General features: G+C 31.9%; 14 protein-coding genes. All 14 read left to right on the top strand.

Features of this window, described 5'->3' with window-relative positions:
* Window positions 1-125 precede the first annotated feature (125 nt).
* The gene (gene hemL / locus QU666_RS09595) at window positions 126-1,427 is read left to right on the top strand and encodes a glutamate-1-semialdehyde 2,1-aminomutase (protein ID WP_036071292.1); all 1,302 of its coding nucleotides are present in this window, start codon (window positions 126-128) and stop codon (window positions 1,425-1,427) included.
* Window positions 1,428-1,449: 22 nt separating this feature from the next.
* Window positions 1,450-2,577, top strand: coding sequence for a nicotinate-nucleotide--dimethylbenzimidazole phosphoribosyltransferase (gene cobT, locus QU666_RS09590; protein ID WP_021769610.1), 1,128 nt, complete (start codon window positions 1,450-1,452; stop codon window positions 2,575-2,577).
* A gap of 360 nt (window positions 2,578-2,937) precedes the next feature.
* Window positions 2,938-3,558, top strand: a complete 621-nt coding sequence (locus QU666_RS09585; protein ID WP_021769609.1) for an outer membrane beta-barrel protein — start codon at window positions 2,938-2,940, stop codon at window positions 3,556-3,558.
* 274 nt (window positions 3,559-3,832) lie between these two features.
* Window positions 3,833-4,612, top strand: coding sequence for a lipopolysaccharide assembly protein LapB (locus QU666_RS09580; protein ID WP_021769608.1), 780 nt, complete (start codon window positions 3,833-3,835; stop codon window positions 4,610-4,612).
* Window positions 4,613-4,647: 35 nt separating this feature from the next.
* Complete coding sequence (locus tag QU666_RS09575) at window positions 4,648-5,388, top strand: tetratricopeptide repeat protein (RefSeq protein ID WP_021769607.1); 741 nt, start codon at window positions 4,648-4,650, stop codon at window positions 5,386-5,388.
* 142 nt (window positions 5,389-5,530) lie between these two features.
* A complete protein-coding gene (locus QU666_RS09570) occupies window positions 5,531-5,692 on the top strand; it encodes a hypothetical protein (protein ID WP_021769606.1) in 162 nt (53 codons plus the stop codon).
* Window positions 5,693-6,019: 327 nt separating this feature from the next.
* Window positions 6,020-7,699, top strand: a complete 1,680-nt coding sequence (ilvD, locus tag QU666_RS09565; RefSeq protein ID WP_021769605.1) for a dihydroxy-acid dehydratase — start codon at window positions 6,020-6,022, stop codon at window positions 7,697-7,699.
* A gap of 27 nt (window positions 7,700-7,726) precedes the next feature.
* Window positions 7,727-8,596, top strand: coding sequence for an alpha/beta hydrolase (locus QU666_RS09560; RefSeq protein ID WP_021769604.1), 870 nt, complete (start codon window positions 7,727-7,729; stop codon window positions 8,594-8,596).
* Window positions 8,597-8,805: 209 nt separating this feature from the next.
* Window positions 8,806-8,946: a hypothetical protein gene (locus QU666_RS09555; RefSeq protein WP_304984815.1), complete on the top strand. Its 141-nt coding sequence runs from the start codon at window positions 8,806-8,808 to the stop codon at window positions 8,944-8,946.
* Window positions 8,947-8,982: 36 nt separating this feature from the next.
* A complete protein-coding gene (gene ilvA, locus QU666_RS09550; protein WP_036071286.1) occupies window positions 8,983-10,200 on the top strand; it encodes a threonine ammonia-lyase in 1,218 nt (405 codons plus the stop codon).
* A 36-nt stretch (window positions 10,201-10,236) separates the two neighbouring features.
* Window positions 10,237-11,955, top strand: coding sequence for a biosynthetic-type acetolactate synthase large subunit (ilvB, locus tag QU666_RS09545; protein ID WP_021769601.1), 1,719 nt, complete (start codon window positions 10,237-10,239; stop codon window positions 11,953-11,955).
* Window positions 11,948-12,436 (top strand): acetolactate synthase small subunit, encoded by a 489-nt coding sequence (gene ilvN / locus QU666_RS09540; RefSeq protein WP_021769600.1) that lies wholly within the window; start codon window positions 11,948-11,950, stop codon window positions 12,434-12,436. The genes ilvB and ilvN overlap by 8 nt, the downstream gene beginning before the upstream one ends.
* 257 nt (window positions 12,437-12,693) lie before the next feature.
* Window positions 12,694-13,443 (top strand): class I SAM-dependent methyltransferase, encoded by a 750-nt coding sequence (locus tag QU666_RS09535; RefSeq protein WP_021769599.1) that lies wholly within the window; start codon window positions 12,694-12,696, stop codon window positions 13,441-13,443.
* A gap of 29 nt (window positions 13,444-13,472) precedes the next feature.
* Window positions 13,473-14,162: an aspartate/glutamate racemase family protein gene (locus QU666_RS09530; RefSeq protein WP_198012131.1), complete on the top strand. Its 690-nt coding sequence runs from the start codon at window positions 13,473-13,475 to the stop codon at window positions 14,160-14,162.
* The last annotated feature ends 27 nt before the right edge of the window (window positions 14,163-14,189 follow it).

Genomic DNA, 14,189 nt, shown 5'->3' with positions numbered 1-14,189 from the left:
ATCATTTCATCTTATTATTTTAATTAGTAAATTTTTTTAAAATTACTAACTTGAATCAATATTTGCAAAATAAAATAAATATGATAAAATGGAGAAAATATTATTTAGAAAAGAGGGAAATTTTAATGAAAACAGATAATTCAAAAAAAATTTATGAAAAAGCTAAAAAATCAATACCAGGTGGAGTAAACAGTCCAGTTAGAGCATTTCAGTCGGTAGATAAAGAATATCCGATTTTTATTAAAAGTGGAAATGGAAGTAAACTTTATGATGAAGACGGAAATGAGTATGTAGATATGATAGGTTCCTGGGGACCCATGATTTTGGGACATAATTATCCAAAAGTTTTGGAAGTTGTAAAGAAAGAGCTTGAAAAGGGGACTTCTTTTGGACTTCCTACGAAAAAGGAAGTAGAACTGGCAGAACTTGTAAAGAGCTATTTTCCATCAATTGAAAAATTAAGATTGACTACTTCAGGGACAGAAGCGGCTATGGCAAGTGTGAGAGTTGCTCGTGCATTTACTGGAAAAAATAAGATTATAAAATTTGAAGGATGTTATCACGGACATTCAGATTCATTACTGGTTAAGGCTGGATCAGGGCTTTTGACATTTGAGCATCAGGATAGTAACGGGATTACTGAGGGAGTTGTGAAAGATACGATAACATTGCCTTTTGGAGATTTTGATAAATTAAAGAAAACTTTGGAAAATGATAATGATATTGCATGTGTGATTATTGAGCCAATTCCGGCAAATATGGGGCTTATTGAAACAGAGAAGGAATACTTGGAAAAGGTACGTGAAATTACAAAAGAAAAAAATGTGGTGTTAATCTTTGATGAAGTAATTTCTGGATTTAGGGTTTCATTAGGTGGTGCTCAAAAAGTATTTGGAATTACACCTGATTTAACTGTTCTTGGAAAAATTATTGGTGGTGGTTATCCAGTTGGTGGATTTGGTGGAAAAAAAGAAATTATGAACTTAATTTCGCCAGTTGGTAATGTTTATCACGCTGGAACGCTTTCTGGAAATCCAATTTCAGTTGCTGCAGGAATAGAAACAATTTCGATTTTGAAGGAAAATCCTGAAATTTATGAAAATGTAAATAAAAAAACGGAGAATTTGGTAAATAAAATTAATGAATTAATAAAAAAATATGATATTCCAGCAAGTGTGAACTACTTCGGAAGCTTATTTACAATATTTTTCTCAAAGGAAAAAGTGAAAACTTTAGAAGATGCAATGAATACAGATGATAAATTTTACAGCATATATTTTGATACAATGCTTGAAAATGGAGTAATTGTGCCACCTTCAAAATATGAGGCACATTTTGTTTCTTATATTCATAATGATGAGGATGTGGAAAAGCTATTGAAAGGTGTGGAAAAAACTTTTCAAAAAATTGCTGAAAAATTAAAATAAATTTGTAAATAGAGGAATATATATGGAAATTATAAAGAGTAAAATTACAGGAGAAATTTTATTTGATACAATAAAAAAAATAACGGCTTTAGATAGAAATAAAATGAAAAAAAAGGAAAATGAACTGAATTCATTGCTAAAAACTCCAAAAGGACTGGGAAAACTGGAAGAACTGGCAATCAGGCTTGAGGGAATGAGCGAAAATTATAAACCCCGCAAAAAAATGGTGCTTGTAATGGCAGCGGATAACGGTGTGGAAAGAGAAAAAGTCAGCAAATCCAAAAGAGTAATAACGCAGTATGTAGTGGAAGCGATGTTAAATGGCAAATCATCAATTAATGCTCTCTCAATGGCGTATAATGCTGATGTGAAAGTGGTAGATCTGGGAATTGATGAGAGTTCAGACATTAAAAAAGAAATAGATTTATCAGGAATTATTAGCAGAAAAATTATGGAATCAGGTACTAATAATATTGCTAAACAAGCCGCAATGGAGTATGAAGATGCTGTAAAGGCTATAGAAACTGGAATTGAAATGGTTGATGAGTTTGCAAGGGACGGATACAATTTATTTGCAACTGGAGAAATGGGGATTGGAAATACTACGACTAGTAGTGCCATTTTAAAGGTTCTGACAGATTTGTCGCTAGATGAGATTGTCGGATATGGAAGCGGAATAGATGATAAAACTTTGGAGCATAAGAAGAATGTTGTTAAAAGAGCAGTTGAAGTAAATGGATTGTTAAAATTTTTTGAAGAAAATATAAATGGAACAGGAAAAAAAGAAAAATTTGAAAAAAATAAAATAATAGATGTACTGGCAAAAGTTGGGGGACTTGATATTGCTGGAATGGTGGGAACTTATCTAGGATGTGCAAAAAACCGTGTGCCTGTGGTGATAGATGGTTTTATTTCAGCGATTTCTGCCCTTGTTACATATAAAATTTGTCCAAACTGCAGGAATTTTATGATTGCTTCCCACTTGAGCGAAGAGCCTGGAATGAAGTATATTATGAAGGAGCTGGATTTAGAGCCAATGCTCTTTATGAATATGAAATTGGGGGAAGGTACTGGAGCTGTTGTGATGTTCCCTGTGATTGAGGGAGCTTGTAATATTACTGAAGTTGTAAGAAAATATCCTGATGTATAAGATTAGAATGTATTGTTTAAACTATTTAGTTTTTTAGTTTTTATTTTGTTTAGTGTCATATAAATTTATTTGTATATTTTTTAATAAGAGAAATGATAAGATAAAACTTTTTTTATTTAATAAAACAAGTTTTAGATATATTTTTATAAAGTATTTATCATAAATATTCAATGCTTTATTTTTAAGACTTTGAAGTAAATGTATCAGGTGTTATATTTTTGTAACAAATGTTTTACATCTATACATCAGGTGTTATATTTTTTAAAATAAGTTGTTGACAAAACATTAAAAATTTGATACTATGCTAATAATTAACAAAAATTTTGTTAAAATAAAAACTAAGAATTGGAGGTAATTTTTGTGAAAAAATTATTGTTATTATTGGGATTAGTTGTAAGTGCAACTGCTATGGCTGGTGTTGCTGAAGTTAGAATAGGTGGAGACTTGACAAACCGTGCAACATTTAAGGATACTGACAATTCAACATGGAGAATCAACAAAGATGCATTAAAGAGAGGATTTGAAATTACAGGTGAATATAGAACACCAGTATTCAATGAAAATCTTGAAATGGGTGGTGGAATTGCTTATAAATATAATAAATTAAGCAGTAAGAACTTACCAGGAGTTAGTGTAAAAGGACTTAGTTCAGTACCTGTGTATTTTACAACAAGATATAACTTTAAAAATGATTCTGAAGTTACACCTTATGTAAAAGGTAACTTAGGAGTTGCATTTAATTCTGGAAAAATAGAAATTAAAGAAGGACCTTCTAGTGTTAAATTCAAATATAATTCAGGAATTTATTATGGAATTGGAGCTGGAATACAGTATAAAAATTTTGTAACTGATTTATCATATAATATAAATAGTTTGAAAACAAAATTAGATGTGGATCTTCCTGGATATAAAGCAAATAATAAATTTAATACTAATCACGGAGCACTTACTTTAAGCGTAGGTTACTCATTTGGATTATAATTAAATATAAAATAGAAAACAAATATTTTAACTGTCTTTTAGAATTGAAAGGCAGTTTTTTTGTTTAAATAAAAAGCTAAATTTAATAAGGTTTACAAATATTTCAATCATAAATTTCAGAAATCTACTTTAATTTATAAAAATTAAAGTTCAAGATTATTAATTTTAATACTTCTATATCTAAAATTTTGATTTTTTTAATGATTATGATACAATAAACAAAGAAAATTTTACTAAGATAAAACAACGAAATATTGAAAAAGGCAGGTAGAAAATGAAAAAAATATTAGTTTTTATAGTGATTCTAGCTAATTTAGTTTTTGGAGTGCAAGTGTTTGCAGAAATAAATTCTAAGGAATTTGAAAAAGTGATGGGGAAAGTAGCAAAAGAATACGATAAAGGGAACAAGCAGAAAGCATTGTCAATGTTAAAAGGAGAGATACAAAAAAATCCTTCTAATATTAGATTAAAAGTTATGTTGGGAATGTTTTATAATGTTATGGATAGAAAGAACGAAAGTGAAAAGGAATTAAATGAGGCAGTAGAGTTGCAGAAAAAATATCCTTATATAGCAGATAATGGTAAAAAATATGATGTAAGGCTAGTGATTGGAATATTATATATGTATCAAAGGGATTATAAGAAAGCATTAGAATGGTTTAGTGAAATTGATAATACAACTTTTGAAAAAATAGATGAAATGGATCTTGTAATGGGTACTTTAAATTATAGATTGGGAAATACAGAAGAAGCAAAAAAATATTTATTAAAATCCTACATCAAGGATGAAGAAGGTATGTCACAAAATATTTTAGGGCAAATTTATCTTGCTGAAGGGAATCAGAAAGAGGCTAGAAAATGGTTTTTAGAATCCTCAGATAAAGGAAATTCAGGAGGCCAAGCGAATCTAGGGATTTTGTACTATCAGCAGAGAGACAAGAATGCAGCATTAAAATGGCTAAAAAAATCTTTTGAAACAGCGAAAAAAGAAAAAGATCAAAAACAAATGAAAGATATACAGGAGATCATTAAAGAAGTTGAGAGTAATAACTAAGTTTATTAATATAGGAGATAGAAAGAAGGGACATTATGAAAAAATACTTGATTTTGTTATTAGTAATTGCAAATTTAGGATTAGGAGTTCAAAGCTTTTCAGCGATGACAAAAGAAGAAAAAACAAAATTAGAAAAACAGATAGATGATGCTTATGGAAAAAATGATAAGAAAAAATTGGAAACTTTAATTACAAAATATGTAAATGAATTTCCAAACAATGCAGATTATTTAAATAGGTTGGCAGTTTTATATACTAATCAAAAAAATTATTCAGAGGCTGAAAAGTGGTATTTAAAAGCCATAGAAAAGGGTAACTTTACAGCAATTTCAAATATAGCGTATTTATATTTTGAAAAAAAAGATTATGAAAAATCAATAAAGTATTATAAAGAATATCAAAAGTTGGTGGATAATCCCGATAATTATCTTTGGATTGCAGCAGCATATTATGAAATGGACGATTATAAAAATGCAAAAGAATGGTATTTAAAGGTAGCTAAATTTGAGAAAGATGGATTTTCGGAAAATAAATTGGGGGTAATGTTTGAAGAGGAAGGCAATCAAAAAGAAGCATTAAAATGGTATCAAGCCTCTGTTCAAAAAGGATATCCATGGGCATATTATAATCTGACGAACTTTTATGCTGGGTTAGGAGATTCTGAAACAGCAGAAAAATGGGCTAAAAAAGGAATGGAAATATCTAAAAAAGCAGATGATTCAGAATTGAAGAAATATTTACAAGAAGCACTAGATGTTATTCAAAAAGCAAAATAAATTTTATTTAATTTGAAATTGTAAAGATTAATGAAATATATAAGTCATATATATAACATATATTTTACAAAATGATTGATTTTTGTTATAATAATTTCATAGCAAGAGAAAGAAGCAAAAAATTTAAAAATTGGAGGAAATTATGTCATTATTAATTTTAGTCTTATCATTATTACTGATTATTCAACTTTTAGAAATTGTAATTGTGCAAAACCAAAAATATGTTGCCTTAAAAATTTCTGAAAATGATTTTGTTATGTCGGTAAATGGTAGAGATGTAATGACTAATTTCGTTAGAAAATAGTTAATAAAATCATATGCAGTATTAATAATAAAAAACTTGAGGCGATTTATATTTAAAAATCGTCTTTTATTTTTTTAGAAGTAAAAGTAAATTTAAAAAAATTTGCTATACACATATAAAAAAGTAAAAAAAATATAAAAAATGTGATAAAATATAGATAAAGCCAATTAAAATTGAGTATATAAACTTAGATTTTAGATTGGAATTAAAGAATTTTGGTATTTAATCAAATAGTTTTGAGGCTGATAAAACAGACTCAAGCTAGATTTGTTGAAATATATATAAGAAAAATAGTGAAACATAAAAATTTTTAGGAGAGTGAAATCAATGACAATGAAAGGAAAAGAAAGAAGTAACAATTTAACAAGAGGAGAGGCTAGAGCTCCACACAGATCGCTTTTGAAAGGGCTAGGATTTACAAGTGAGGAAATGGATCGTCCAATTATTGGGATAGCTAACTCATTTAATGAAATTATACCGGGACATGTACATTTAAAAAATTTGGTTCAGGCTGTGAAGGATGGTATAAGAATGGCTGGAGGAGTTCCAATGGAATTTAATACAATTGGGATTTGTGACGGGCTTGCAATGAATCATATTGGAATGAAATTTTCACTGGTAACAAGAAACATAATCGCAGATTCAATTGAAGCAGTTGCAATGGCTACTCCGTTTGATGCGATTGTATTTATGCCAAACTGTGATAAGGTAGTGCCTGGAATGTTAATTGCAGCTGCAAGACTAAATATACCTTCAATATTTGTAAGTGGAGGAGCTATGCTTGCGGGAGTGTATAAAGGTAAGAAGATAGGGCTTAGCAATGTGTTTGAAGCAGTTGGACAATATGAAGCTGGATTAATAACTAAAAGAGAACTTAATTCTGTTGAAGAAATGGCGTGTCCGACTTGCGGATCTTGTGCAGGAATGTATACGGCAAATACAATGAACTGCCTAACAGAAGCGCTTGGACTAGGGCTTCCAGGAAATGGAACTGTACCAGCGGTATTTTCAGAAAGAATACGGCTTGCTAAAAAAGCTGGGATGCAAATTATGGAAGTATTGAAAGCAGATGTTCGTCCAAAAGATATTTTGACAAGAGAAGCATTTGAAAATGCTGTTGCAATGGATATGGCTCTTGGTGGATCATCAAATACAGCTCTGCATTTACCAGCGATAGCACATGAAGCAGGAATAAAATTGACATTGGAGGATTTTAATGAAATTGCAAAAATAACTCCACAATTGTGTAAATTATCGCCATCTGGAGAACATTTTATAGAAGACTTGTACAGAGCAGGCGGAGTAACAGGTGTTATGAAAAGAATGCTTGAAAATGGAAGATTGCATGAAAATACAAAAACTGTAGCATTGCGTACTCAAGGTGAACTTGCAAAAGAAGCATTTATAAATGATGATGATGTAATCAAGCCTTGGGATAAGCCAGCCTACAAAACTGGTGGAATTGCAGTATTAAAAGGGAACTTAGCACCAGATGGCTGCGTTGTTAAAGAAGGGGCAGTAGATCCAGAAATGCTGCAGCATACAGGACCAGCAAAAGTATTTAATAGTGAGGAAGAAGCTGTAGAAGCAATTGTTGGTGGAAAAATCGTAGCAGGAGATGTTGTAATTATTAGATATGAAGGACCAAAAGGTGGGCCTGGAATGAGAGAAATGTTATCGCCAACAGCTATGATTGCTGGAATGGGACTTGATAAAGATGTTGCATTAATTACAGATGGAAGATTTTCAGGAGCGACAAGAGGAGCTTCAATTGGACATGTTTCGCCAGAAGCCGCTTCGGGTGGAAATATTGCTATAGTTCAAGATGGAGATATTGTAGAAATTGATATTCCAAACAGAGCAATTAATATCAAAGTTTCGGATGAGGAAATTGAAGCAAGAAAAGCTAAATTGGAGCCATTCAAAATTGAAGTAAAAGGGTATTTGAAAAAATATGCAATGCACGTGTCTTCTGCGGATAGAGGAGCTATTGAGATATTGGATTAATGTGTTTTAACAAAGGAGAAGATTGAAATGGGAAATGGTGGAAAAAGTAAAGTTTTAAATATTGAGCTGACACAAGAGAAGATAAAATCAATAGTGAATGTTACTTATTCACAGCCAGTCAGCTATTTTAGAAAAAATATAAAATTGGAAATGGATATTTTGAAACCTAGTAGGGAAGGGAAATTTCCAACAGTGCTGTTCGTAACAGGTGGCTCATTTGCACATAGCTACAAGGAAAATTATTTACAGCAAAGAATTGAAATTGCAAAGGCAGGTTATGTGGTTGCAAGCATGGAATATAGAACTATTCCTGATGGAGTATTTCCGCAAAGTGTGGAAGATGTAAAATCAGCAATTAGATTTTTGAAGGCTAATGCTGATGAATATGGGGTAGACAAGGAGAGAATAGCTATAATGGGTGATTCTGCTGGTGGATATCTTGTAGCAATGGCTGGAGCGACAAATGGAACAAGAGATTTTGACAAAGGTGAAAATTTATCTGAAAATAGCGATGTAAAGGCAGTTATTGATATTTATGGAGTAACAGACTTTGGAGAAGTGGATTTTGAAATTCCAGATGATATTGATGAAGGTTACAGGGCAATATTATTATCAGTGAAATTTTGGCTAAATGATGTAAGAAATGATATAAAAGTAACAAACCCAATATCATATATTTCCGACAAAACCCCACCATTTCTATTGATGCACGGAGACGCAGACACTTTAGTCCCTCCAATTCATACAGAAAAACTTCACAAGGCATTAATTGAAAAAGGGATAGAATCAATAAGATATGTAGTAACTGGGGCAGGACATTCTGATGAATATTGGTTTCAGCCAGAAATTGTAAAGATAATAATAGAGTTTTTAAATGAAAAGATAAAAAATATATGATTCTTATTTTAAAATATTTGATTAATAATTATTTTATTCTTATTATTTGTGGCAGTTAAATTAACTATATATAATTAAACTAAAATTGTCGTGATTTTTTTGGAATAAAATTGATTGTCTGAGCTTTTTTAAAAATATTGAAGTTGAATTTGTTTAAAGAGTTGAAATAATCTTTATTAAAAAGCGAGTTTCAATTTTATTTCAAAAAAATGCTTAGACGAGCAGGGATTGCAAAGGGGATGGCGATTGATCCCCTTTGCGTTATAAAAAAGAAAAAACATAGAAGTTATAAGAAGAAATATTTATTAACAATCATTCAAAGAACTGTTAATATTAATTTGAGTTATTAAAATAAAAAATAAAAATTTTTGAAGAAGGTGAAGAGATTGCATAAACTTTATGATTTTATAGAAGCAAGAGAGAGATTAAGTACTGTGATTACTAAAACTAAATTGATTCACAGTTCAGTATTCTCGAAAGAAACTGGAAATGATGTTTATATTAAGCCTGAAAATTTACAAAGAACAGGTTCGTTTAAACTTAGGGGAGCGTATAACAAGATTGCAAAATTGACAGAAGAGGAGAAAAGAAAGGGAGTTATTGCTTCATCAGCAGGGAATCATGCTCAGGGTGTAGCTCTTGCAGCTCAAAAACTAGGAATTAAGGCAGTTATTGTAATGCCTAAATACACACCGCTTATAAAGGTGGAAGCAACTCGTCAATATGGTGCTGAAGTTATTTTGGCAGGGGAAGAATACGATGATGCCTATAATTATGCAAGAGAATTGCAGGAGAAGGAAGGATATGTGTTTATTCATCCGTTTAATGATGATGATGTTTTGGAAGGACAGGGAACGATTGCACTTGAAGTGTTAGAAGAATTACCTGATGCTGATATAATTCTTGTGCCACTTGGAGGTGGAGGACTAATTTCAGGAATTGCACTTGCGGCAAAACTGAAAAATCCTATGATAAAAATAATCGGTGTAGAGCCAGAAGGAGCAGCTTCGGCAATTGCAGCTCTAAAAAATGGAGATGTTGTGGAACTGCCTGAAACTAATACAATTGCTGATGGAACGGCAGTTAGAAAAATTGGGGAATTGAATTTTGATTATATAAAAAATTATGTGGACGATATAATTACAATTTCAGATTACGAACTTATGGAGTCTTTTCTTCTGTTAGTTGAAAAACATAAAATTGTTGCAGAAAATGCAGGAGTTCTTTCGGTTGCGGCACTTAGAAAAATTAATGAAAAAGGGAAGAAGATTGTATCAATTTTAAGTGGAGGAAATATTGATGTGCTGACTATTTCTTCTATGATAAATAAAGGGCTTATTGTAAGAGGTAGAATATTTAGATTTTCGGTTGACTTGCCTGATAAACCGGGGCAACTGGTTGCTGTGTCACAAATTCTTTCTGAACAGAATGCAAATGTTATAAGGCTTGATCATAATCAGTTTAAAAATCTTAATAGATTTCATGATGTGGAACTTCAAGTAACGGTGGAAACAAATGGCGAGGAGCATATTCAGAAAATAATAGAAGAATTTAGTAAAAGAGGATATGTAGTAAAAAGATTGAATTCTCAGGAAATAGAATAATAAAAATAAAATTTTAAAAGAAAAGGTGGTTGAAAAATGAGTAGCGAAATGATAAATGGTGCAAGAATGCTGTTGGAGTGCCTACATAAAGTAGGTGTGACTGATATGTTTGGGTATCCAGGTGGAGCGGTAATACCTATTTATGATGAAATTTACAGTTTTGACAAGATTAAACATTACTTTGCAAGACATGAGCAGGGAGCAGTACATGCGGCAGACGGATATGCGAGAGTTTCTGGAAAAGTGGGAGTTTGTCTTGCAACTTCGGGACCTGGAGCAACAAATTTGGTTACAGGGATTATGACAGCACACATGGACTCTATACCATTGCTGGCAATAACAGGGCAGGTAAGAAGTAACTTGCTTGGTAGAGATGCTTTTCAGGAAACTGACATTGTAGGAATTACAGTTCCAATAACAAAAGGGAATTATCTGGTGCAAAATATTAAAGATATTCCAAGAATTATAAAAGAGGCTTATTTTATAGCTTCAACAGGAAGACCGGGACCTGTATTGGTGGATATACCAAACGATATTCAGCAGCAGGAAATTTCTTATGAGGAATTTAACAAGCTGTTTGACAAGGAAGTGCAGCTGGAAGGATACGATCCGACTTATGTTGGGCATCCTGTACAGATAAAAAGAGCATTATCATTGATAAAAAAGGCGAAAAAGCCATTAATTATTGCAGGAGCAGGAGTTATAAAATCGCAGGCTTCAAAGGAACTTTTTGAACTTGCAAATAAAATGGATATGCCAGTAACTACGACTCTTTTAGGACTTGGAGCATTTCCTGAAAATCATGACTTGTCACTTGGAATGCTTGGAATGCACGGGACTGTTCCAGCAAATTATGCTACAGACGAGGCAGATTTAGTAATTGCAGCTGGGATAAGATTTGATGATAGAATCGCAGGAAATCCGAGTAAATTTTGTGAACGTGCGAAAATAATACATATAGATATTGATCCTGCTGAAATTGATAAAAATAAAAAGGCTGATGTTCCAATCGTTGGAGATTTGAAAAATGTACTTTCTGAAATCAATAAGGAATTGGAGCCACAGGATCACAAAGAATGGACAGATAAAGTAAAAGAATGGAAAAAGGAATATCCATTGGCACATAGAGATGTTGGTAAGGATAAATTGCTTCCACAGGAAGTATTAAAGGCAATTAACGATATTCTGGATGGGGATACAATCGTTGTAACAGATGTTGGACAGCATCAAATGTGGGCTGCACAATATATGACTTATAAAAATGCAAATAGCATTGTAACTTCAGGTGGAGCTGGAACGATGGGATTTGGAGTGCCAGCAGCAATCGGAGCTCAAGTTGGGGCGAGAGATAAGAAAGTTGTGTTAATCGTTGGAGATGGCGGTTTTCAAATGACGCTTGAAGAAATTATGATGATTAGACAGTATAACTTGCCAGTAAAAATAGTAATTATAAACAATTCATTCTTGGGAATGGTTAGACAATGGCAGGAATTATTTAAAGATAGAAGATATTCTTTTGTTGATTTGGAATGTAACCCTGATTTTGTGAAAATTGCTGATGCGTATGGCATAAAATCGGAAAGACTGAAGACAAAGGCAGATTTGGAGAATAAATTAAAAGATTTGATTTTATCAGATGAAGGCGTGATACTGGATTGTATTGTTGAAAAGGAAGAAAATGTGTTCCCAATGATACCTGCTGGAAAAACTGTAAGTCAGATGATAGGTAAGAAAGGAGTGTTGGAAAATGATTAAGGAGCATGAAATATTAATAATTACTAAAAATACAAACGGAATTGTATCAAGAATAATGTCTATGTTTAATAGAAGAGGATATTCAGTAAACAAAATGACAGCGGGAGTTACAAATAAGCCAGGTTATGCAAGATTGACACTTACTGTGGATGGAGATGACAAAGCCTTAAACCAGATTCAAAAACAAGTTTATAAAATCGTTGACGTTGTAAAAGTAAAAATTTTTCCATCGGAAGGCGTTATAAGACGTGAACTTATGCTTATAAAAGTAAAATCCGACGCTCAGACTAGAGCTCAAATCGTTCAAATTGCAGACATTTATCGTGGAAAAGTGCTGGATGTGGCACCAAACTCGCTTGTAATAGAACTTACAGGAAATGTGAAAAAATTACGTGGATTTGTAGAAATGATGAAAAGTTATGGAATACTCGAAATCGCTAAAACTGGGGTTGTAGCAATGAGCCGTGGAGAAAAAATGTAATATTTTCAGAATTTATACAAAACTCTTTTTAAATAACGAAATTATTGCAAATTTTTCAAGTAAGAAAACATAATAAAAATAGAAAAACTATTATTAAACAAAATAATTTGATACTAAATATCGTTAGAAAACAGAAACTGTAGTAATAATGAGAACTTTGCTAAATAATATGTATTTTAAAATTTATTAAATATTCACTATTTAAATCAGGAATAGTATCAAAGTGTAATTTTAAAAAAACAGAAGGGGAATATAAAATGAAAGTAAGTCAGCATTGGGAAAAGGAAAAATATGAGAAAAATGCACGTTTTGTATCAGTTTACGGAGAAGAGCTGATTGAATGGCTAAATCCTCAAAAAGATGAGTATATCTTGGATTTAGGTTGTGGAGATGGAGTATTGACTAAGAAAATTACTGAATATGGGTGCAAAGTTTTAGGACTTGATGGAAGTCAGAAATTTGTTGAGGCAGCAAGAAAAATTGGGGTTGAGGCAGTACAGGGCGATGCACAGAATATGAAATTTGAAAATGAGTTTGATGCGATTTTTTCCAATGCGGCGCTACATTGGATGACTAATCCGGAAAAAGTAATGGAAGGAGTATCTCGAGCCTTGAAAAAAGGCGGACGTTTTGTAGCCGAGACGGGCTGTAAGGGAAATGTGGGAAAAATAGAAAATGCTATTTTTGAAACTGTAGAAAAATATAACCTGAAAGCTAAAAAATGCTGGTTTTTTCCAACTCCGGAAGAAAAAACGGAATTACTTGAAAAATATGGATTAAAAGTCAAAAGAATGATAAGCTTTCCCCGTCCTACTTTGCTTCCAACCGGGATAAAAGGATGGCTGCAAACTTTTTCTGCACCTGTTTTTGTGAATATTCCTGTTGAATTACACGAAAAATTGATAGATGAAATAACAAAAAAATTAGAAAATGAACTTGAAAAAAATGAGAAAGGACAAATTCTGGCAGATTATATCAGATTGAGATTTGAGGCTGTGAAAGAATAGAAAATTTTTATTTTGAAAGGAAGATGAATTTGAAAACAATAGGATTAATAGGAGGAATGAGCTGGGAAAGCACAGTAACTTATTATAAAATAATAAATGAAACTGTGAAAGAAAAGCTTGGTGGACTTCATTCGGCTAAATGCATATTATACAGTGTAGATTTCCAGGAAATAGAAGAATGTCAGGCAAATGGCAACTGGGAAAAAAGTGGAGAAATCTTGGGAGAAGCTGCATATAATTTGGAAAAAGCGGGAGCAGATTTCATAGTTATCTGCACAAATACAATGCACAAGGTTGTTAACCAAATTAAAGAAAAAATCTCCATTCCAATATTGCATATTGCTGAAATGACAGCAGAGAAAATATTAGAAAAAGGATTGAAGAATATAGCATTGCTTGGAACAAAATATACGATGGAACAGGATTTTTACAAATCAAAACTTATTGAAAAGGGTATAAATGTTATAATACCTGATAAGAATGATATAGAAATTATAAATGAAGTAATATATGACGAACTTTGTCTTGGAACCATAAATTCTGATTCAAAAAAGAAATTTTTAGAAATTGTTGATAAGCTAAGAAGTAAAGGAGCAGAAGGTATAATATTAGGATGTACTGAAATAGGGCTTCTTATAAAAAATGAGGATACTGATGTTCCATTATTTGATACAGCGATTATTCACGCAGAGCAGGCAGCAATTTATTCTATAAAATAAAATGAAAAGTATTACCTAATAAGGAGG

Origin of the sequence: Leptotrichia sp. HMT-225, assembly GCF_030644325.1 — a bacterium.
GTDB lineage: Bacteria > Fusobacteriota > Fusobacteriia > Fusobacteriales > Leptotrichiaceae > Leptotrichia > Leptotrichia massiliensis.
This window is presented reverse-complemented; position numbering and strand designations above follow the sequence as displayed.